This window comes from Bacillus sp. FSL P2-0069 (assembly GCF_038593315.1).
GTDB lineage: Bacteria > Bacillota > Bacilli > Bacillales > Bacillaceae > Bacillus > Bacillus safensis.
Map to the genome: position 1 here is coordinate 1904186 of NZ_CP151984.1, position 20465 is coordinate 1924650.

General features: G+C 41.1%; 21 protein-coding genes. 7 read left to right on the top strand and 14 right to left on the bottom strand.

The annotated features are described in order from the left end of the window. Window positions 1-21: 21 nt before the first annotated feature. From odhB to cdaS, 7 genes are all read right to left on the bottom strand, one after another. On the bottom strand, window positions 22-1278 hold the full coding sequence (gene odhB / locus NSQ34_RS09505; RefSeq protein ID WP_024422686.1) for a 2-oxoglutarate dehydrogenase complex dihydrolipoyllysine-residue succinyltransferase: 1257 nt from the start codon (window positions 1276-1278) through the stop codon (window positions 22-24). Between the two features lie 14 nt (window positions 1279-1292). Continuing rightward, window positions 1293-4127, bottom strand: coding sequence for a 2-oxoglutarate dehydrogenase E1 component (gene sucA, locus NSQ34_RS09510; protein ID WP_326136284.1), 2835 nt, complete (start codon window positions 4125-4127; stop codon window positions 1293-1295). Between the two features lie 224 nt (window positions 4128-4351). Next, the gene (locus NSQ34_RS09515; RefSeq protein WP_041109486.1) at window positions 4352-6268 is read right to left on the bottom strand and encodes a VWA domain-containing protein; all 1917 of its coding nucleotides are present in this window, start codon (window positions 6266-6268) and stop codon (window positions 4352-4354) included. Window positions 6269-6279: 11 nt separating this feature from the next. Then, window positions 6280-7158 (bottom strand): MoxR family ATPase, encoded by an 879-nt coding sequence (locus NSQ34_RS09520; protein WP_034280579.1) that lies wholly within the window; start codon window positions 7156-7158, stop codon window positions 6280-6282. Between the two features lie 89 nt (window positions 7159-7247). Continuing rightward, window positions 7248-7826 (bottom strand): superoxide dismutase family protein, encoded by a 579-nt coding sequence (locus tag NSQ34_RS09525; RefSeq protein WP_061109250.1) that lies wholly within the window; start codon window positions 7824-7826, stop codon window positions 7248-7250. A gap of 78 nt (window positions 7827-7904) precedes the next feature. Further along, entirely contained in the window at window positions 7905-9224 is a 1320-nt protein-coding gene (locus NSQ34_RS09530; RefSeq protein WP_041117706.1) for a peptidoglycan endopeptidase, read from the bottom strand. Between the two features lie 404 nt (window positions 9225-9628). Further along, window positions 9629-10255, bottom strand: coding sequence for a sporulation-specific diadenylate cyclase CdaS (cdaS, locus tag NSQ34_RS09535; protein ID WP_120208096.1), 627 nt, complete (start codon window positions 10253-10255; stop codon window positions 9629-9631). An 82-nt stretch (window positions 10256-10337) separates the two neighbouring features. On the opposite strand from cdaS, the gene NSQ34_RS09540 reads away from it, so the two are divergent. Continuing rightward, a complete protein-coding gene (locus tag NSQ34_RS09540; protein ID WP_008359993.1) occupies window positions 10338-10463 on the top strand; it encodes a hypothetical protein in 126 nt (41 codons plus the stop codon). Window positions 10464-10522: 59 nt separating this feature from the next. Then, the gene (locus NSQ34_RS09545; protein ID WP_120208098.1) at window positions 10523-11884 is read left to right on the top strand and encodes an MATE family efflux transporter; all 1362 of its coding nucleotides are present in this window, start codon (window positions 10523-10525) and stop codon (window positions 11882-11884) included. A gap of 45 nt (window positions 11885-11929) precedes the next feature. Here NSQ34_RS09545 and bshB2 read toward each other — a convergent pair whose 3' ends face one another. From bshB2 to rarD, 4 genes are all read right to left on the bottom strand, one after another. Next, window positions 11930-12595, bottom strand: a complete 666-nt coding sequence (gene bshB2 / locus NSQ34_RS09550) for a bacillithiol biosynthesis deacetylase BshB2 (RefSeq protein ID WP_041117710.1) — start codon at window positions 12593-12595, stop codon at window positions 11930-11932. An 18-nt stretch (window positions 12596-12613) separates the two neighbouring features. Continuing rightward, entirely contained in the window at window positions 12614-12964 is a 351-nt protein-coding gene (locus tag NSQ34_RS09555) for a YojF family protein (RefSeq protein WP_101676936.1), read from the bottom strand. Then, window positions 12964-13242: a hypothetical protein gene (locus tag NSQ34_RS09560; RefSeq protein WP_268456430.1), complete on the bottom strand. Its 279-nt coding sequence runs from the start codon at window positions 13240-13242 to the stop codon at window positions 12964-12966. Before NSQ34_RS09560 ends, NSQ34_RS09555 begins: the two co-directional genes overlap by 1 nt. Before the next feature lie 78 nt (window positions 13243-13320). After that, window positions 13321-14232, bottom strand: coding sequence for an EamA family transporter RarD (gene rarD, locus NSQ34_RS09565; protein WP_029705997.1), 912 nt, complete (start codon window positions 14230-14232; stop codon window positions 13321-13323). Window positions 14233-14318: 86 nt separating this feature from the next. Between rarD and NSQ34_RS09570 the strand changes: the two genes are divergently transcribed. Next, window positions 14319-14792: an Hsp20/alpha crystallin family protein gene (locus NSQ34_RS09570; protein ID WP_034280567.1), complete on the top strand. Its 474-nt coding sequence runs from the start codon at window positions 14319-14321 to the stop codon at window positions 14790-14792. Between the two features lie 41 nt (window positions 14793-14833). Here NSQ34_RS09570 and NSQ34_RS09575 read toward each other — a convergent pair whose 3' ends face one another. Further along, window positions 14834-15052, bottom strand: a complete 219-nt coding sequence (locus NSQ34_RS09575) for a hypothetical protein (RefSeq protein WP_024422697.1) — start codon at window positions 15050-15052, stop codon at window positions 14834-14836. 75 nt (window positions 15053-15127) lie between these two features. Next, window positions 15128-15460: a winged helix-turn-helix transcriptional regulator gene (locus tag NSQ34_RS09580; RefSeq protein WP_024428324.1), complete on the bottom strand. Its 333-nt coding sequence runs from the start codon at window positions 15458-15460 to the stop codon at window positions 15128-15130. 138 nt (window positions 15461-15598) lie between these two features. Between NSQ34_RS09580 and NSQ34_RS09585 the strand changes: the two genes are divergently transcribed. The 3 genes from NSQ34_RS09585 (at window position 15599) to NSQ34_RS09595 (ending at window position 18151) form a co-directional block, all read left to right on the top strand. After that, entirely contained in the window at window positions 15599-16216 is a 618-nt protein-coding gene (locus tag NSQ34_RS09585; RefSeq protein WP_024428323.1) for a nitroreductase family protein, read from the top strand. Window positions 16217-16454: 238 nt separating this feature from the next. After that, window positions 16455-16658, top strand: coding sequence for a DUF3311 domain-containing protein (locus NSQ34_RS09590; RefSeq protein ID WP_024422700.1), 204 nt, complete (start codon window positions 16455-16457; stop codon window positions 16656-16658). Further along, a complete protein-coding gene (locus NSQ34_RS09595) occupies window positions 16658-18151 on the top strand; it encodes a sodium:solute symporter (protein WP_254001350.1) in 1494 nt (497 codons plus the stop codon). Before NSQ34_RS09590 ends, NSQ34_RS09595 begins: the two co-directional genes overlap by 1 nt. A 40-nt stretch (window positions 18152-18191) precedes the next feature. On the opposite strand, the gene NSQ34_RS09600 is transcribed toward NSQ34_RS09595, so the two are convergent. Continuing rightward, a complete protein-coding gene (locus NSQ34_RS09600; RefSeq protein ID WP_034621308.1) occupies window positions 18192-19577 on the bottom strand; it encodes a S41 family peptidase in 1386 nt (461 codons plus the stop codon). Window positions 19578-19727: 150 nt separating this feature from the next. Between NSQ34_RS09600 and NSQ34_RS09605 the strand changes: the two genes are divergently transcribed. Continuing rightward, window positions 19728-20426, top strand: coding sequence for a class I SAM-dependent methyltransferase (locus tag NSQ34_RS09605; protein ID WP_024422703.1), 699 nt, complete (start codon window positions 19728-19730; stop codon window positions 20424-20426). Window positions 20427-20465: the final 39 nt, after the last annotated feature.

Consider the following 20465-nt stretch of genomic DNA (forward strand, 5'->3'; position numbering starts at 1 on the left):
CTAGCTTTTTATAATTGAAGATTAACCTTCAAGTAATAGCTGCTCAGGATCTTCAAGCAGATTTTTAATCGTAACGAGGAATCCAACTGCTTCTTTACCATCGACAATACGGTGGTCATAAGAAAGAGCTAAATACATCATCGGACGGTTCTCAAAACGTTCTTCATCAATCGCCACAGGACGAAGCTGAATTTTATGCATCCCTAAAATTCCAACTTGCGGACTGTTTAAAATCGGAGTTGATAGCAGAGAACCAAATGTTCCGCCGTTTGTGATCGTGAATGATCCACCTTGTAACTCATTAAGAGACAATTTGTTATCTCTTGCTTTTTTCGCAAGATGACCAATTTCTTTTTCAATTCCCGCAAATGACAATCTGTCTGCATCACGGACAACCGGTACGACAAGTCCTTCGTTTGCAGCAACAGCGATGCCGATGTCATAGAATTTCTTCAAGACAAGCTCATCACCTTGAATTTCTGCGTTAAGCAGCGGATACTTCTTCAGTGCTGCTACAACTGCTTTTGTAAAGAAGGACATGAAGCCAAGCTTGACATCATTTTGTTCTAGGAAGGCATCTTTACGACGCTTTCTTAAATCCATCACAGCTGTCATATCGACTTCATTAAATGTCGTCAGCATCGCAGCCGTTTGTTGAACTTCAACTAAACGTTTTGCAATTGTTTGTCTGCGGCGTGACATTCTTTCACGTTCAATAGGCTTTCCTGGTTGTTCAGTTTGCACCGCAGCATTTGCTTTTGGCGCGGCTTTCGGTGCACTTGCAGGTGCTTCATTCTTTTGATAAGAAGCGACATCCTGCTTTCGTACCCTGCCCAGCGGATCTACGGTTGGAATCTCAGATAAGTCTAACCCCTTCTCTCTCGCTAATTTTCTAGCTGCAGGAGAAGCGATAGTTCTGCCATTACCAGCTTTCGGCTCTTCTTTCACTGCTTCTTCTTTTTGAGCAGCTGCCGGTTCTTCTTTCGAAGCTGGTGCAGAAGCTTGCTCAGGTGCTGGAGCTGCGGACTCGCTTCCGCCAGCTTCACCTGCTGCAATCGTTCCGATGACCTCTCCAACTTGTACAGTGTCACCAGAATCTTTCAGTACTTCTTTTAATACACCAGATTCTTCAGCAGTCAGTTCGACATTGACTTTATCTGTTTCAAGTTCCAGCAGGTACTCCCCCTGCTCCACATAATCGCCCGGCTGCTTTAGCCATTGAGCAATCGTTCCTTCCGAGATTGATTCCGCTAATTCAGGTACTTTAATTTCCGCCATTTTTCATTTCCCCCTTAGTTTTTGCGAGTCAAGCTATCAGATACAATTCGTTCTTGTTCTTTTTTATGCACAGTTGGATCACCCTCAGCCGTACTTGAACGTCTTCTTCGGCCGATGTAACGTACTTTTACTTTTTCAGGCGCAATTTCACGTAAATATGGCTCAATGTATCCCCAAGCTCCCATATTTTGCGGTTCTTCTTGCACCCATACGATTTCTTCTAAGTTTGTCAGCTTTGTTAAAATTTCTTTAATATCTTTGGCTGGGAACGGATATAGCTGTTCCACTCTTGCAACGTGAAGCCAATCTTTCGGCTCTTCCATTTGAGTAAAACGATCACTAATATCAATGGATACCTTCCCGCTAGATAGCACGAGACGCGATACTTTTTCGTGATCATGTACAAGACCCGGCTGTTCAAGAACTGGACGGAACTGTCCATCTGTTAATTCTTGGACTTCAGACAATGTGTTCGGGTTACGAAGCAGACTCTTCGGTGTCATAATGACAAGCGGACGAATCTCTTCACGAAGCAGCATTTTCGCCTGTCTTCTAAGAATATGGAAATATTGCGCTGCACTAGTCAGGTTCGCAACTGTCCAGTTATTCTCAGCAGCTGATTGCAGGAAGCGTTCTGTTCTTCCACTTGAATGCTCAGGACCTTGTCCTTCATATCCATGCGGCAGCAGCATGACTAAACCTGATTTTTGTCCCCATTTTGCACGGCCAGCTGAGATAAATTGATCGAAATACACTTGAGCCGCATTTGCGAAGTCACCGAATTGAGCTTCCCAAATCACTAACGTTTCAGGAGAATAGACATTATAACCATATTCAAACCCGATGACTGAGCCTTCTGACAGTGGACTGTTATGAACTGTAAACGATGCATTCGCATCACTTAGTTCATGAAGAGCAATAAATTCATCTCCCGTTTGACTGTCGTGAAGAACAAGGTTTCTTTGAGCAAAAGTACCACGCTCTGAATCCTGTCCGGTCATTCGAATTGGCGTACCGTCTTTTAATATAGATGCAAATGCGAGTGCTTCCCCAAGTGACCATTCTACTTTACGGTCATCTGTAAACACTTTTGCACGTTTTTCAAGGATCCGCTTCAGCTTACCAAATACTTGGAAATCATTCGGCCAGCTGATCAATTCTTCATTCAGCTTTCTGAGTACATCAAATTCTACTGATGTATCAACTGCTGGGAAGCCGTTTGATACAGGCTCCGGCAGTTCGATTTCTTGAATCGTATGCTCTTTCTTTGAAGGCACCTTTTTATAAGCTTCTTCTATTTTTGCTGTCACAGCCTGCTCGATTTCTTCACGCTGCTCTTTTGTCAAAAGACCTTCTGAGACAAGTTTATCTGCAAAGATATTCTTGACCGTTTTGTGCTTTCTGACCGCATCGTACAGCATTGGCTGAGTTGTAGAAGGCTCATCCATTTCGTTATGACCGTATCTGCGGTAACCAATCAAGTCAATAAGGAAATCCTTCTTGAAGCGTTTGCGGTATTCTACTGCTAGCTGAACAGCCGCTAAACACGCTTCTGGATCATCTGCATTGACATGAACAATAGGAATCTCAAATCCTTTTGCAAGGTCACTTGCATATTTCGTCGAGCGGGATTCATTGCTTTCTGTTGTAAACCCGATCATATTGTTGGCAATAATATGGATGGTTCCGCCTACTTGATAGCCTACAAGTTGGCTTAAATTTAATGTTTCTGCCACAATTCCTTCTCCAGGGAATGCTGCATCCCCATGAATTAAGATGGCTAACGCTTTTTCAACGTCTTGAACTGGATAGCCTTTTTGAGTACGTGATTCCTGAGCGGCACGCGTGCTTCCTTCAATGATTGGATCAATGAACTCCAAGTGACTTGGGTTATTAGCAAGCGTAACTCTCGCACTCTTTGTATCTTCGTCTTTGATTTGACGGTCAGCTCCAAGATGGTACTTAACATCCCCTGTCCATCCGTAGCTGATGCCAATAGAGCCTTCTGATGGAACGAGCTCTTTATTTGGCGCATGCTGGAATTCTGAGAAAATGATCTCATATGGCTTTCCTAACACATGTGCTAATACATTTAAACGGCCTCTGTGTGCCATTCCAATGTTAATATTTGAAGTCCCTTGTGTAACAGACTCTGAAATAATTTCATCAAGTACTGGGACAAGTGCGTCTAAACCTTCTATAGAGAAGCGCTTTTGCCCAACAAATGTTTTATGAAGAAACTGCTCGAACTGCTCAACTTCTGTTAATCTCTTGAAAACAGAAACTAATTTATCTGCTGGTTTTTTCTTAAATAGTTCACCAGATTCAATTGATTTTGAGAGCCAGTTTCGCTCTTCGAAGTCATGCACGTGATCAAACTCAAATGAAATGGTACGTTTATACGTATTTCTCAAATGGTTAATGGCTTCTATGCCGTTTGAAATGTGTTTTGGTGCATCCGGACTAATAATAGATATCGGAATATTCTTGACATCTTCTTCTGTTAAACCGTACTCCTTTAAAGGAAACAGCTCTTGTAATTCCTTTTCTTTGCGAAGAGGATTGACGGAAGCATTTAAATGGCCATACGTTCTGATGTCTTCTGCCAGTTTAACGACTGATGCTATCTTTTGGATTTGTTCAGAAGTAACTACGCTATTTTCTTTTTTCCCAATTTCCTCCTTCATTTCACTCGGTGGTGCACCAAGTTCATCAAATATGCCTCTTAGATCTTCATCAACACTAGTAGGATCCTGGACATACTGATCGTAGAGCTCGAGCACATAGCCGAGGTTCGGACCATGAAATTCTTCCCAACTCAACGGTTGTTTCACATCATTTTGAAACATTTTGAACACTACCCCCAACTTTGATCATCAAGTGATTGAACACTATCTCGATATAACTTCCAGAACACAATGACCAAATTTATGTAATAAAACGCTTCCAATAATATTCTACCACTGTTTTGGATTACTTTCTACATTCTTTGTTCAATTAAAGATAAAAAATTCACAGAAAAACAAAAAATTTAAATCATTCCGAAAAATAATTTGAAGAAAGGGGCAAAACCTTATGCCCCAATGCTTTTATGCAGCAGTTTCTTCAGTAATGGATATAAAACATCTGGCAATGTATCGACATCTGGTACAAAAATGCTGAACTTGCCATACATATCTTGAATGGTTTTCATCTGTGCTTCTTCTATCGGCGAATTGGATAAAAACACATTGATCACCTCAATGCCCTTTTTCCTCGCTTCAAGAACTGCTTCATGTGTATCGACAATCCCATTTTGTTCGTAGCTGAACGCAGCTGGCTCTCCGTCTGAAAAGACAATCAGAAACTTTTGCTCTTCTCTTCGCTTTAAAATCATCTTTGTCATTTGGCGGATCGCATAGCCATCCCGGTTATCCTCTTCTGGCTCAAGAGACATAATAGAAGGCCCTGCGTCAAATAGAGAATCTTTGAACGACACAACTGTGTTGAAGTAGTTTGGCTGACTTGTTTCTGTTGCGTCGTTTGTATCTTCCCAAAACCCAACAATTTGATGTGGGACTTGCACGGATTTTAACGCTTCATGAAAGAGAACAATGCCTTTTTTCGTCTCATCCATCTTGTCAAACATGCTCGCTGAACAGTCTACTAATAAGGTGAAAACAGCATCAATCTGAGAAGACGGTGCCTGTTTTTTATAGAAAAGACGCGGGTTAGACTCTGTAAAGTAGCGAATCAGCTTTTTGCTGAGACGTCCTGCATGAAGGTCTGTTTTAGGCCATGATTTTTTATGTTCAAGTGTTTTTTGGATCATTTGCTTTAAGCGTTTCTGATAAGGCTCAATTTCCTTCGCATGCTGCTTATATGCATCGATTTGTTCTGGCTTAGGAGGATCTGGTGAAATCATGACTGGAAAAGCATATTTGTTTTCTTTTCCATTCTCATGACCATCTGCTCCGCTTTCTTCACCTTCAGCCTCTTCCAGCGCTTCAAGCTTTGAATAATCTTTTCGGTGTGTTTGCTTTGCAGAGCCTTGGACAGTTCCGAGTGCCTGATCTCCGTCATCACCTTCTCTTGCCGCATCCTTACCAAGATCACTTTTACCGCCGTGCTCTAAATCAAATTGAAGGAAGCTTTTGGATGGCGCTTCGGTTTCTCGATGCCACACTTCCATATACTCTTGGTGAATGTCTTCATCGCCTTCTTTTTCTCGGTCGACTTTGATGTCCTCACTTAATGTAGGTTTTCTTTTTAAGTCATGGAACAGCGGTTCTTTTGCCGCTTGTTCATAGTCCAATTCAGGGAAGAAAAAGTACGTATTCAGCATATCCTTTTCAAGCAGTTCATCGAACCCTTCCATCAATTCTTTGACAATAGCTGCGATGTCTGCTGTTGAACCCGCATCATATACACGTTCAAGACTTGACTCAATAAACGGAATCATCGGGTTGATCTGCTCATGAAGAGGCGGAATCTCTTCGAGCGGAGAATCAGCTGTCAGCTTCACATAAATCGCACAAAAGAGTGCATCTGTTAAAATACTTCGTTCTTGGTTAATCGTTAATTGTGTCTTAAAGTGACGCCGGTACAGCTCTCTTCTTCGTTTAAATACCTTTTTTGTTCCAGGGCGGTCATGCTTAATCCGCTCTTCAATCCGGATATCTTCAAACAGCATAAACAATTGTTTACATACATCAGGAATGGATAATGTATGAGCAAAGCGAATGATCTCCTGAAATACCGTAAGATCACTATAAACCGTGCCTACTGCACGAAGGAACACATCACTTTTCAGCCCTGCTAGCATATCTTCTTGTTTACGATCATCCCAAAAATGACTGATGAAAATTTTCTTTTCAAACGGTTCATAGTAGGACTGCACACCGTATTCAAGCTCGACATCATCACTTTTTGCTAACGTTTTGGCTAAATCCGTTAATTCCATAAATAAAAATGAATCGATTCTGCTGTCATTAAATTTGATGAATTTCAAAAGTTAGAACCTCACTCGAATAATGTTTGGGCGATATTTCTTACCGCTGCTTTTTCCCGGTCATCTTCCAGCTTTTCAACAATGCCTCGTTCAACGGCACGAAGCGGCGGGATGTATTGCGCAAGATCACAAGTATCTAGAAGCGCGCGGATGGATGCTGCTTCTTCACTCACCTGTCCGTTATGAGCTTGTGTAATAAGGTCTGATGAGAGCTGAACGAATTGATCAATTAACCGCTCATCCTTTAAAACAGATTGAGATTGCAGTACATCTTTCAGGATACCGCCGCCGATATATGGAACGTCAATGACCACAAAACGGTTTTTTAACGCTTCATTTAGAGGCACTGTGCCGACATATCCTTCATTGATTGCCGCAATGACCCCAAAGCCTTCTTCTGCTTTAACAACCTCACCTGTAAATGGGTTTGTCATCATTTTTCTGTAATCGAGTACACCATTTAAAATAGGCAGTGTTTCTGGCTTCGCCATGTTGATTTCATCAATATATAAAAGATGGCCTTTTTTCATTGCTTTTGTCACAGGTCCTTCAATGAATTCAATCGAAGCCACCTGACCATCATTGTGGATGGTTTTATAGCCAATCAAGCTTTCAGCATCAAGATCAACCGAGCAGTTCACACTGTGCATCGGCTGCTGAAAGAAAGCGGATAATGTTTCTGCTAGTTTGGTTTTACCTGAGCCGGTCGGTCCCTTTAAAAGAACGTTTTTTCCTAGTGCTAATGCAATCATGGCATCTTGAATGATAGAAGTATCCTGTGATTCATAGCCGCCTGTTCCAATAAGTGGACGAAATTCTTCTTCCAGCACTTTTGCTTTTGCTTTAATCATTGCTTGAATTTCTTCTGGGAGTGATTGTTCGTTAAACATGTATGATTAATTCCTCTCTTCGATCATTTTCCTCACCAAGTATACTAAAAAAACCTTTATGCACTCAATACATAAAGGTTAGACTTCTGTTATTTTGCCATTTCTTTTGTTATCGCTCCGCAAGCGATACGTTTCCCTGAGTTACCAGAAGGGTTACTTAAGTAATCATCTGCTTCTGCATGAATGATAAAGCTTCGCCCATTTTGACCGATTAATTGATTCGGGCCTCCCTTTAACGTCACATCTGGTACGTTCACAACCACATCAATTTGTCCATCTGCTCCTACCTCTAAATTAGGCATATCTCCAGCATGGTGCCCCTTTGGATTGTCAAAACCATGCTCTCTATGGGTTGGATTAAAGTGAGCTCCTGCTGTTTCAAAATCTGGCGTTTCACATATTCCTGTTTCATGAATATGAAAACCGTGAGGACCTGGCGGCAGCCCTTTCGCTTTCACATGCAGATCCAGCCCATTTTCTGAGGACTCTCTTATTTCAATGCTTCCTATTTTTTGCCCGCTTTCGTTTATGAGTGGCGTCGTGACTGGTGCTTGTTTAGGTGCTGAAACTTCGCTTGTTTCTTCTGTCGTTTCTTTTTTCGGCGGTGCATGACATGCTGATGCGGTAAAGATCAAACATATCATGATCATCCACACTGACTTTTTCATTTATGACTGCCCCCTTTTGTTATCAGTATGGACAATCACAGCAGCTGGCAAACAAAAAAAGCCGAAAATCGGCTTTTTTTAGAAGAAGCGTTTTGCACCTAAGTAGGCTTTTTTCCAATATGGGTTGCTTAAGTTCGAGATTCCTACTCCATTGTCACTTGCATGAAGGAAATCTCCTCCGCCAAGGTATAGTCCCATATGAGAAGGGCCTGCTTTGTACGTTGTAAAATAAACAAAATCTCCAACTTGTGGTGTGCTTACAGGAGTCATCATATTCCAGTAGCCAGCTGTGCTTAATCTGGATACAGATGAAACTTTGTTAATGAGATAGTAAACAAAGCCGCTGCAGTCAAATCCTGCTGGTGTATTACCGCCCCATCTGTAAGGAACGCCTGTCAGCTTTTTCCCCTCTTGAATCATTGTCGTGATCTTTGCATTCATTGGTACATCATTTTTGTTATTGTCGACTGGCTTTGTTGAACCGTTAGACGTAGAACCATTCGATCCAGTTGAACCGGAAGCTGCACCATTGATTTTTAATACTTGTCCAATTCTAAGCACATCACTTTTTAAGTTGTTGGCTGTGCGGATTGATTGAACCTGTACTTTGAATTGATTCGCAATTTTCCATAACGAATCACCTGATTTTACAGTATAAGAGGTTGTTTTCCCGCTAGAAGACTGGTTACTGTTTGAATTGCTTGGTTTAGTAGGTTTCGGCTGACTTGGTTTTGATGCAGCCGTCCCTTTTACTTTCAATACTTGATTCGGATAAATCATATCAGATTTTAATCCGTTCAATGTTTTGATTTCACCAATCGACATATTTAGCGAATTCGCAATTTTCCAAAGTGAATCCCCTAATTTAACCTTGTATGTACTTGATGATGAACTATTTGAATTCGTTGTCTTATTGCTTGAGCTGGAATTTGAAGATGAGTTTGAATTTGATGACTGGTTTCCGCTCGTCTTCGTGCTGCCAGATACCTTTAGCTTTTGACCAGGACGAATCAGGTCGCTGTTTAAGCTGTTTAGGCTTTTTAAGCTCGCAACTGACATTTTATGATTTTTTGCAATCAGCCATAAAGAATCGCCAAGCTTTACAGTATAGCTGGAAGTCTTTGAAGCACTTGATTTCGTTGCTTTTGACCCTGTTGATGAACTGGATTTCTTGCTTTTTTCGCCAGGAATTTTCAAGCTTTGTCCTGCAAAAATCATTGTCGTTTTTAATTGATTAAGAGATTGAAGCTCCGAAATACTTGTATTGTACTGTTCGGCAATCTTCCAAAGTGAGTCACCGCTTTTCACCTTGATCGTCTGTGCTTCTGCCGGTGCAGCAAACACAGCTGAGCCAGCGATCGCTGAAACTGTGAGGCCGGTTACTACTTTTTTCTTCATAGAGGAATCTCCGCCTTTCATGATTTTGTTCAATAAGACTTATGTACTATTTTCGAGTTTAGCATTTAATGGTTCTGCTTCTCTTGCACTATTTTATCTTTATTTCTATTATATTACTCGACATGAAGACGTTGGGCAATAACAAATAGGCTAAAGCAGCCAACTCAAAATGCTAAAAAACAAAGCCATATCGTTTCTATCGGCTGTTTGTTGTATTTATAAACATTTTTTAAGGAATTTTTAAGTTGACGTTTAGAAATTTGTCAAAACAAGCACACTGCTAGTTTCATAGTTCTATTCTACATGACAAATTTTTCTGTATCAAATGACTTTTTACTTAATTGGTCGATTTTTCTCCGCAAATAAAAAAGCATCCTTCCGAATGAAGAATGCAGCGTTCGTTTTTATTTTCTTATTTCCGGATCTTTTACGGTAAGCGGGTAAAGCACGCCTTCTTTCGCAAACGACATTTTTCCCGTTTCTTCTGATACGACAAGAACAAGTGCATCTGTCATACCAGAGAGTCCGATCGCTGCCCTGTGCCTTGTGCCAAGCGAAGGACTCACTTTTTTCGATGTAAGCGGCAGCACATTTGCAGCAGAAACAAGTGTATTTTCTTTGACTAAAAGAGCACCGTCATGCAGTGGATTTCCCGGGTAGAAAATGCTTTCTATTAAGGAAGCGCTAATTTTCGCATGAAGGTTTGTCCCTTTTTGAATAAAATCCTCAACCTCATCGCGTCTTTGAATCACAATGAGTGCTCCATGCTTTTGTTTTGATAAATTCTCAATGGCTAAAGAAAATTGAGCAAATCCTGGTGTGAATTCTTCCATATACGCTTGTAAATAAAACGACGAGGCCTCTGCATGCATTTCATTAAACTGATCATGCAATGCTTCGAGATCACAAAGTAAACACTGCTCTGTTTCATCAAGAGAATCAATGATGTCACTTGCATCCTTTGTAATGTTCATCAAATGTGTTCTCATCCCGGCTTTAAATATCACTTCTTCGTTCGTCCGATGGATCATCTGACCTTTTCCCTCCTTCTTTCGCTTGTTGTTATAAAATAGCAAATTGTGCACATTCTATTTGTATGGAGGTGAGCTTAATATGACCATTCAGAAAATCATCCAATATGCTTGCAGCATTTTAGGTGTTGTCAGTCTTTCTTTTATTTATGCCCAAATGTTTAAAAAAACGAAGCCATCTAAGAAAAATAATCCGACGGAGAATTGATTTTTTTACATAGCGTGGTATAATTCCTCTCGTTATTTCTGTTCAGAGAGGAACTTATAATGAGAGAAACGAATAGCATTCGAGCAAAGCTGACACTATTTTTAACCATTTTGATTCCGATTTTAATTACCCAAGCAGGTCTTTCGCTTATTACCTTTTTAGATACGGTGATGTCTGGAAAAGTGAGTGCAGAAGACCTTGCGGGTGTTGCGATCGGTTCTAGTATTTGGACACCTGTTTATACGGGACTTGCCGGGATTTTGATGGCCGTTACTCCGATTGTGGCTCAGCTGATGGGCGCTGGGCATAAAGAAGATGTTCCCCGGGCTGTCTTTCAGGCGATCTATTTGTCCTTTCTTTTAAGTATCGCTGTGATTGTGATTGGTACGATCAGCGTTCCTTACATACTAGGAGGACTTGGACTCGAGCACTCTGTAGAGGATATTGCCCGGCATTTTCTCAGCTTTCTTGCTTTTGGCATCCTCCCGCTGTTTGGTTATTCGGTGCTACGGTCATTTATTGATGCATTAGGGAAAACACGTGTGACAATGTTCATCACGCTCACAGCACTTCCTATTAACTTTGTTTTAAATTACGTATTTATTTTTGGGAATTTGGGCTTTCCAAAGCTTGGCGGTGCGGGTGCCGGTCTTGCATCTGCAATGACGTATTGGGCGATTTTCATCATGAGTATTTGTATTGTCATTAAAGCAGAACCATTTGCCTCATTTCGTTTGTTTCAAAAACTGCCTCGAATGAATATCTCCCGTATAAGGCAAATACTGAAAATTGGCCTTCCTATCGGGTTTGCGATCTTTTTTGAAACGAGTATCTTTGCAGCAGTGACGCTATTAATGGGTCACTTTGATACCATTACAATCGCCAGTCACCAAGCAGCGATGAACTTTGCTTCTATTCTTTATATTTTACCGCTTAGCATCTCAATGGCGTTAACGATCGTTGTTGGGTTTGAAGCGGGGGCTAAGAGGTATAAAGACGCGCAAAGCTACAGCTATATCGGCATTGGAACGGCGGTTTTATTCTCATTATGTACGGCCGCCCTCATCTTGCTATTCAGACCAGAGATCGCTGGTTTATATACAGCTGAATCAGCTGTTTTACAAATGACACAGCACTTTTTGATTTACGCGATCTTTTTCCAGCTGTCAGATGCGATTGCTGCACCCATTCAAGGGGCTCTGCGCGGCTATAAAGATGTGAATTATACGCTCATTGCTGCTTTTGTCTCTTACTGGGTCATCGGTCTTCCTGCCGGTTATCTCATTGGCACATATACCTCCTTTGGGGCGTTTGGTTATTGGATCGGACTGATTGCCGGGCTTGCCGCAGGTGCCATCGTCCTCTTTATCCGTCTTAAGTTGATTCAAAAACGTCAACTCAGGCATGTATCGAATCACTAAATACAACACAAAAAAGCAGCTGACATAGATCAGCTGCTTTTTTGATTAATCATTCCAATGATACGTCCAGAAAATTTCTTCATCAAACCATTTTTGGACGACTGGTTCTTTGTTTTTCAGCTTTTGTTCAAGCTCTCTCAGCATGCCCTCTGTTTGCGTTCTATGCGCTCTCAGTGCATTTAATTTGATATCTGCCACATCTGTAATATCAATCACAATATCCGCATGTCCAAGCACTTCTTCTCTATTTTTCGTAATGGCCATGCAGTATGTGACAGGACGGTCTTCTTTTTTCTTGCGGTATAGAGCACGAATCACAGCTTCACCTGTCGCATCATGATCAGGGTGTACACCGTGTCCTGGATAAAACGTCACAATGAGTGTCGGTTTGACTTCATCAATGATGGTTTCCATCACATCTGCCAAATACTCGTCGTCTTCAAATTCCAATGTTTTATCACGCAGTCCAAGCATACGTAAGTCAGTGATATCCATTTCTTTGCAGGCATTGATTAATTCCTGTTTTCTTAATTCAGGAAGTGTTTCACGGTTAGCATATGTTGGGCTTCCCATATTTCTGCCCATTTCCCCAAGTGTCCCGCATGCATATGTGACGGGAATTCCGCGTTTTCTGCTTTGTGCAATGAGACCAGCAACCCCAAAGGATTCATCATCGGGGTGAGGCAGCATCACTAGTACATGTTCGTTCATGACTTGTCACCCTTTCTTCTACACCTGAAATGGTGTTTCACTAATTTGTAATGAGATCGCTAGTTTGCCGTCTGGCAAGTGTCCAGCTAATAGCAGGCGGCCTTGGTCATCAAACTCATAATCGGTTAATCCTTCTGCGTAAATCCAGCCATCTTCTGTTTTCATTCCAACACGGTATGGACCTTGTCCTTTTATTTTCGCCTGTGAATAGACGACTTTCGCGTTGCGGATATACGCCACAACCGTCATATTTTGTTCATTTACATGAGCTGAATAAGAACCAGTTGTCGTTTCAAGATGAACGAAGACTGGACGATTTAAAAACGATTCAAGATGTGTTGTGACATCTTCCGTTTGAATTGGTTTCATTAGTGGTTCCTTCCTTCATTTTGAATTAATTCTCGCAGCTTTTTCGTATGTAAGCTGATCAGCTGCAGCTGATGATCATGCTTAAGCTCACTTTCTAAAATTCTCTCCACAGCAAGCACATACTTTTGGTGTAAGGATTTCCTCGCCCGCGGATGTGTTCGTACATCGAGTAAATCATCACATATGGCCTCGTGTAAAGAAGACATATCATCAACATCAAGCTGACGATTTTTCCATAAAGATTGATAGGCGGCTGCAAGCTCATGAGCTGACGACATATGATCACCTCTACAGTTTTGTTAACAACTTATTATGACATGATCCGCCTGCAAAAAAAAGCAAACTGCTCGTTTGGCTTAATGAGAATTCGCTGTTTTTTTCATGCGTAATTGAGAGGTGGTAAACAGTAAAATCGCCACCCAAATACAAAGGAACGTCACAATTTTAGCTGCGGATAAGTGTTCGTGATAGACAAACAGCCCTAAAAACAGCGTAATTGTCGGTGCAATGTATTGCAAAATGCCCACTTGATAAAGTGGAATTCTTTTTGCGCCTTCTGAGAATAAAAGAAGCGGCACGGCTGTAAAAACGCCTGCAAAAAATAAGAGACCGAGCGACCCGAAGCTGTTAGGATTCATAGTCACCACAGGTTCTTTTAAGAAAAATAATAAGTACACAAGTGCAGCCGGTGCGAGAAGCAGCGTTTCAATCGTCAAACCAATCGCGCTCGTGAAGCTCATCCTTTTTTTGATCAAACCATAAAAGCCGAAGCTAAGGGCTAATAAGAAAGCAACGACAGGAAATGACCCGTATTGAACTGTTGAAAGGATCACCCCAAATGCGGCAATAAGAATGGCAATGGTTTGCCATTTATTTAGTCGTTCTTTTAAGAAAATAATCCCTAATAGAACGGATACAAGCGGATTAATATAATACCCTAAACTTGCTTCTAGCATAAGACCATGATTGACTGCCCAAATGTAGACATACCAGTTGACTGAAATTAAAATAGCAGATAAAAGTAATGAAAAAAATGCTTTACCATCCAGTATGAGACCCTTTACTGTCTGCATCGCTGGGCGGACTTGTTTTAAATACAAAAGAATACCGCACATAAACACAAATGACCATAAAATTCTGTGTGCTAAAATTTCGCCTGACGAAATATGTTCCATCAGCTTCCAATATAACGGGAATAAACCCCAGAGTGTAAAAGATGCTGCCGTGTAGAGAACACCTTTTGATTGCTGTTCGTTCAATGTAACCATCCCTTTCTAAATCTAACGTATATTATAGCACGCACGCAGGCGAATGGGCATATACTAATTCAGGGCATTTAGAAAGGATGATTCGCATGTTCGACTGGAACCGATTATTCCCTTTTCAAAAGCAGTTCTCAAAAGAAGCCTTAAAGAATTCAGATCCTAAAGACGTTGAGCAGTATGTCAATCAAGTCATGGAAAGTGTATTCGGCTCCAATTATCCTGCTCAGTTCCCATTTCAGGACCCCCTTTCTCAAAATCAAAAAACGAGAGAAACTGATGTCGAAAAAGAAAAAGAGCCAGAAGTCGAAGTGTTCGAGACGACTGATCATGTGTTTGTCAAAATTGAAATTGCTCGTCCGAACACAGAAAAAGTCAAAATCAAACATACAGCCAATCTGCTGTTTATTGATCATTTTCCTGAAGAAGGGACGCAGAAGAAAGTCGTCCTCCCTGCTGCTGTGAAACGAAAAGGAACGAAGGCGTCGTATCAAGACGGTATATTGGAAATTATGTTTTTAAAGCATGATGATCCAGGAATTTCTGAAATTGATATTCCATTATAAAAAGCCTGCTTTAAGAACGGAAGCAGGCTTACTCTTTTTTCTTAATAATATGGTGGATATCCGCCGCCATAAGGTGGTGGAGCAGGCGGTGGTGGCGGCGGGTAATATGGACGGGGATAATTAAAAATCGCACTTCCTAGAAATCCGCCAAGCAGTCCGCCGACTAAAGGAGCGCCAAAACCAAAAAACAAAGGGACTCTGGATTCATATGGCGGAATGCCAGGGGCGCCGCCTCGAAAATACGGAGTATGAGGGTACATGCATTTCTCCTCCTTTGTCATGTGCCTAACATCAGCATATTCATCAGGAGTCAAAATGTTTGGGCAAACCTAAAACTAGGCTTGCTCCTTTTTCCCGTGAGAGTCTGTATACTCCCCTGCCCACCGAGATACCTCATGAAACACATCATGTAACGCATTCCCTTTTTCAGTTAAACTGTAAATGACTTTGACAGGCGTCTCAGGCAGGACGGTCCGCTCTATAATCCCTTCTTGCTCGAGCTCTTTTAAACGCTCTGCGAGCATTTTTTGACTGATCGACGGGATCGTGTCTGTGAGGTCTTTAAAACGCTTTGGTCCATCAAGCAATACATGTATAATGAGACCGTTCCACCTTTTGCCTAGGAGTAAAAAAGCTTGCTGAATGTGTGGACATAATTGAAATTCCATAAATTTCAGCCTTTCTTTTCATGATTGTTTGACAAACTAACGGTGTACAATTTAAAATAACTCTAGTTACAATAAGTAAGTTTCTCACTTTTTAGTTATTGTACCATATTATTTGCAAAAACGGGAGGAAATATCCATATGGCGACCGATCAAAAAACAATTGATATCTTAAAACAAAGAGCTTCAGTAAAAGAGTATGATACTTCTCATGAAATGACAAAAGAAGAGTTAACAGAGCTTCTTGAAATCACAACAAAAGCACCATCTGCTTGGAACCTTCAGCATTGGCATTTCACTGTTTTCCATAGTGCTGAAGCAAAAGCAAAATTACTTCCAATCGCTTACAACCAAAAGCAAGTATCACAGGCATCAGCTGTTATTGCAGTTCTAGGTGACCTTGAAGCTAACCAAAATGGCGAAAAAATCTACAGTGAACTGGCAGAACAAGGCTTCATTACTGAAGACATTAAAGAAACATTGATGACTCAAATTAATGGCGCATACCAAAGCGAGCAATATGCACGCGAAGCAGCGTATTCAAATGCTTCATTAGCTGCTATGCAATTAATGATTGCGGCAAAAGCAATGGGCTATGATACATGTGCAATGGGTGGTTTCAGTAAAGACGCGTACATCAAAGAATTCAATGTAAGCGGCCGCTACGAGCCGGTTATGCTGATTTCAGTTGGTAAAGCAGCGAAAGAAGCTCATAAAAGCAATCGTTTCGACATCGAAGAAGTATCTGATTTCCTTTAAAAATTGGAAAAGCCTCAGCCTTTATGCTGGGGCTTTTTTATTTGCTTTAAATATTATTTCTACATACTTTCTTTCACCTTCCCCCTCTTTACATCTTCACTCTTTCTCCTTTGACAAGAATGAAAGCGTTATATTAGTATGATATTCACCAAAATGATTGTTTTTTCTGAAAATGGTCTTGTGATCTAATCTGACAACTGCTATTATTATGAAATTACAAAATATTCAGGAGGAAATCATGAACAAAAAATTGATGCTGGCACTACTTATCGCGATTCCATTCATCGGACAGCTCGCATTGCTGCCTTTTGCAAATCGCATTCATCCATTTGTCATCGGCCTGCCCTTTTTCCACTTCTGGCTCTTGCTATGGATTGTACTCACACCAATTTGCACATTTATCATTTATAAGATGCAACATTCAAATGGAGGAACTGACTAATGCAAGGAAATTTAACAGCTTTATTGATTACTGCAAGTATTATTTTCATCGTCGTGGTCATCGGATTTGCCGCTGGTCGTGACAAATCATCAAGACAGTCAGTAGAAGAATGGTCTGTCGGCGGAAGAAAATTTGGCGGACTGCTCGTCTGGTTCCTCGTTGGCGCAGACTTATATACAGCTTATACCTTTTTAGGGCTTACAAGTACAGCTTATACAGCTGGAAGCGTCGCTTTTTTCGCTATTCCTTATTCCGTCCTAGCTTATTTTATTGCTTATTTCTTTTTACCGAAACTATGGACTGTTGCGAAAAATCACAACCTTACAACACTTGCCGATTATGCACGTGAGCGGTTTGACAGCAAGCTGTTATCCAGTTTGATTGCGATTGTTGGAGTACTTATGCTGATTCCTTATATTTGTCTTCAGCTGAGCGGGATTCAAGATACGTTAACTGTCGCTGGAACTAATTATATTAATGTGAATGCAGTTGTTATTATTTCATTTATTTTAGTCGCACTTTATACATTTTTCAGTGGTATTAAAGGTCCTACATATACAGCCATTATTAAAGATATTCTCGTTTGGGTGATCATGCTGTTTATGGTCGTTTCACTGCCGATCATTCATTTTAACGGCTGGACACCGATGATGAATACGTTAGCCAAAGAAGCACCTCAGCTTCTAACGATCCCTGAAGGCGGTCCTAAAGGCATTTTATGGTTTATTACTGCTTCAGGCGTTTCTGCTCTTGCTTTGTTTATGTGGGCACACGCAGCAACTGGGGTTTTTACAGCCAAAAGCGCAGATGCCATCCGTAAAAACAGCATGTTTTTGCCTCTTTATAATATTGTATTGATTTTGGTCATCTTCCTTGGATTTATTGCTTTTTTAGTCTTACCAGAAGATACAAATCCGAGATTTGCTCTTCTTCATTTAATTCAAACATCATATGGCGGCGTGATGCAGGGACTCGCCTATTCTACGATTGCACTGGCTTCCCTCATTCCATGCTCCATCATGGCCATTGGCGCATCGAATTTATTTGCCAATAATTTATACCGTGACTTAATTCATCCGAATGTGTCACCTAAAAGATTGACCATCATTACACGTTCGATGGTGTTTATCGTCATCGGACTCGCTCTTTTATTCGGGATGCTGTTCCCAACTGCACTTGTCACGCTTCAGCTCATTGGTGTTTCAGGAATGGTTCAAATCTTCCCAGCTATTGCCATCAGCTTATTCTGGAAAAAACAATCGAGAGAAGCAACGATTGCCGGGTTAGTCATTGGGATCATCGTTACCTTTACAGCGAATATCTCACAAGTCACGTTCGGCCTTTATGAAGGTTTTCTTGGTTTACTAGCAAACGTCATCGTCATCTTGATTTTGAATCCATTCTTCCAAAACAAGGTCACATCCAATTCTGTCATGAATGATCTATTTGAAAAGGATCATGAAAAAACAGAAGCGATCACAAACGAAGTGTAAGGATAAGAAAAAGCAGTCCCCTGATGAGGACTGCTTTTTTTTATTTCATTTCTTTTTTCAAGACTTCAATGGCTTTTTTCATTTGTGTATCGTTGTTCTTTAGCTTATCTTGGATCTTTGTCATCAGAACGGTCGTTGTATCTCCTGTCAGAATACCGTCTGCCTTGAGATCGTTGTCTGTTTGGAAGTTTTTGACGATAGACTGGAATGCTTGATCGTACTCACCGTTTGCTTTTGCTTTGTAGCCAAGCGCTTGGAACATTTTTTGAGCTGCTTTGACTTCATCTCCATTGTCATTTAGCTCATATGATTTTTTCGGGCTTAAGTACGGCAGCTTTGCATAACTTGGGAGAGCTGCTTTCACCTGTGGTTCGATACCTTTTTTGTGAATCCAAGAACCGTCTGGTGTCAGCCATTTTGCAATGGTTAACTTGACACTAGAACCATCATTATAGTTTTGCGCATTTTGAACAGTTCCTTTGCCAAACGTCTTTTCACCCACAATTTGAATGCCTGAAGATTGGTGCAGAGCCGCCGCCATGATTTCAGCAGCGCTGGCTGAACCGCCATTTACAAGGACAACTGCCGGCTGATGGACTTTGCGTTCTTTTTCAGCCTTGTACACTTGTTTCTTCCCTTTTTCTTCAACCTGCATAATGACTTTCCCTTTATCAATAAAGTCATTGCTCATTTCAATGGCTTCTGTCATGATGCCGCCTGGATTATCTCTCAGGTCAATGACAAAACCTTTTGCCCCTTTTTTCTCAAGGTCATCAATTGCTTTATCCAGCTCTTTCGATGTGGTTTCAGCAAAGGACGTAATTTGGATTTCTCCTATTTTGTCTTTTGTGAGTTTTGCATACACCGTTTCAAGCGGAATCGTGTCTCTTGTGATGGTCACATCTACATTGCCGACTCCTTGACGGTTAAGATGCAGCTTAACATCCGTTCCTTTTTTCCCTCTAATGAGAGAGACTGCTTTATTGACCGACATTCCTTTGGTGCTTTTTCCATTCACTTTTAAAATATGATCATGAGGTTTCAAACCAGCTTTTTCAGCAGGAGAGCCTTTAATCGGCGCGACAATTAAAATTTGTCCATCCTTCTCTTCTACTTGTGCACCAATTCCTTCAAATGAAGAAGAAATGGTATTGTTAAATCCTTCGGCTTCCTCCTGATCCATATATGTAGAGTATGGATCATCAAGTGATGCAATCATTCCTTGGATCGCACCATCTACTAGTTTTTGATCATCCGTTTTTTCGTAATACTCATCCTTTACCTTCGTATACGCAGCCATGAGTTTACTAAACTTCTCGTCTCCTGAGACGCTGACAGCACCTTGTTTTGTGATCACAAATGTAATCGCTGAGGACAGTGCAGCAGTCACGAGAATGGCTACCACGAACTTCATTTGTTTTTTCAAAAAAACACCACCTTTATCTCCTTTCATTATTATCAAGGACGATGCTTCATCCGTCAACCAAAGGATCAACTTCTATTTGAAAAGATAAGCCATTTGCCCCTCTATTGCATAATCTTTAGAGAGGAACAGGATAAGGAAAGAAGGGATTATATGAGTGATTATGTAGAAATGCTTGCTTATTTTGGCGTATCAGGTGCCCATCCTGGCGGAATTGAGTTAACAAAAACGATGATTGAGCATATAAAACTGCCGCCTCATGCACGAATACTGGACGCTGGATGCGGTACAGGACAGACCGCCGCCTATTTAGGAAATATAGGTTATCAGGTGGAGGCCATTGATACGCATCCATTGATGATTGAAAAGGCGAACCTGCGATTCAAACGGGAGGAACTGCCGATCCGTGCTTTAGAGGCATCCATTGAGCAGCTGCCCTTTCCAGATCAAGCGTTCTCTCTACTCATCAGTGAATCTGTTTTAAGCTTTACCAAACTGCCTGATGCACTAGCTGAAATCAAACGTGTGCTTGCTCCTGGCAGTCAACTGATTGCAAATGAAGCTGTGTTAAAAGCCCCTCTTACCCCTGAAGAGCTGGCAGCTGTTCGAAATTTTTACGGCTTTCACTCGCTCTTGTCGCTTGAAGAATGGAAGGAACAGTTAACAGCAGCAGGCTTCCGTGACATTCAGATTCTTTCATTCGATGAACATATGGTGCAGGAGGAACCGACAGAGATGGAATTATCTGAACACATACCGCCTTCTCTTTACGAGACACTGCAAACACACTACGATCTCATTCAAGCACACCGAAAGCAGCTAAGCCACATTCTATTTGAATGTACCGTATAAAATGAGCGAATCTCCTATATGTTTTGTCCAAACTCTATA

What these genes read in the sequence shown, in the direction of transcription:
- NSQ34_RS09570 (WP_034280567.1), top strand. Translation starts at nt 14,319, where the DNA reads ATGTTCGACTGGAACCGATTATTCCCTTTTCAAAAGCAGTTCTCAAAA.
- NSQ34_RS09540 (WP_008359993.1), top strand. Translation starts at nt 10,338, where the DNA reads ATGACCATTCAGAAAATCATCCAATATGCTTGCAGCATTTTAGGTGTT.
- NSQ34_RS09605 (WP_024422703.1), top strand. Translation starts at nt 19,728, where the DNA reads ATGAGTGATTATGTAGAAATGCTTGCTTATTTTGGCGTATCAGGTGCC.
- NSQ34_RS09520 (WP_034280579.1), bottom strand. Translation starts at nt 7,158, where the DNA reads ATGTTTAACGAACAATCACTCCCAGAAGAAATTCAAGCAATGATTAAA.
- NSQ34_RS09575 (WP_024422697.1), bottom strand. Translation starts at nt 15,052, where the DNA reads ATGTACCCTCATACTCCGTATTTTCGAGGCGGCGCCCCTGGCATTCCG.
- cdaS (WP_120208096.1), bottom strand. Translation starts at nt 10,255, where the DNA reads ATGATCCATCGGACGAACGAAGAAGTGATATTTAAAGCCGGGATGAGA.
- NSQ34_RS09560 (WP_268456430.1), bottom strand. Translation starts at nt 13,242, where the DNA reads ATGTCGTCAGCTCATGAGCTTGCAGCCGCCTATCAATCTTTATGGAAA.
- NSQ34_RS09585 (WP_024428323.1), top strand. Translation starts at nt 15,599, where the DNA reads ATGGCGACCGATCAAAAAACAATTGATATCTTAAAACAAAGAGCTTCA.
- rarD (WP_029705997.1), bottom strand. Translation starts at nt 14,232, where the DNA reads ATGGTTACATTGAACGAACAGCAATCAAAAGGTGTTCTCTACACGGCA.
- bshB2 (WP_041117710.1), bottom strand. Translation starts at nt 12,595, where the DNA reads ATGAACGAACATGTACTAGTGATGCTGCCTCACCCCGATGATGAATCC.
- NSQ34_RS09580 (WP_024428324.1), bottom strand. Translation starts at nt 15,460, where the DNA reads ATGGAATTTCAATTATGTCCACACATTCAGCAAGCTTTTTTACTCCTA.
- NSQ34_RS09530 (WP_041117706.1), bottom strand. Translation starts at nt 9,224, where the DNA reads ATGAAGAAAAAAGTAGTAACCGGCCTCACAGTTTCAGCGATCGCTGGC.
- NSQ34_RS09525 (WP_061109250.1), bottom strand. Translation starts at nt 7,826, where the DNA reads ATGAAAAAGTCAGTGTGGATGATCATGATATGTTTGATCTTTACCGCA.
- odhB (WP_024422686.1), bottom strand. Translation starts at nt 1,278, where the DNA reads ATGGCGGAAATTAAAGTACCTGAATTAGCGGAATCAATCTCGGAAGGA.
- NSQ34_RS09555 (WP_101676936.1), bottom strand. Translation starts at nt 12,964, where the DNA reads ATGAAACCAATTCAAACGGAAGATGTCACAACACATCTTGAATCGTTT.
- sucA (WP_326136284.1), bottom strand. Translation starts at nt 4,127, where the DNA reads ATGTTTCAAAATGATGTGAAACAACCGTTGAGTTGGGAAGAATTTCAT.
- NSQ34_RS09545 (WP_120208098.1), top strand. Translation starts at nt 10,523, where the DNA reads ATGAGAGAAACGAATAGCATTCGAGCAAAGCTGACACTATTTTTAACC.
- NSQ34_RS09595 (WP_254001350.1), top strand. Translation starts at nt 16,658, where the DNA reads ATGCAAGGAAATTTAACAGCTTTATTGATTACTGCAAGTATTATTTTC.
- NSQ34_RS09590 (WP_024422700.1), top strand. Translation starts at nt 16,455, where the DNA reads ATGAACAAAAAATTGATGCTGGCACTACTTATCGCGATTCCATTCATC.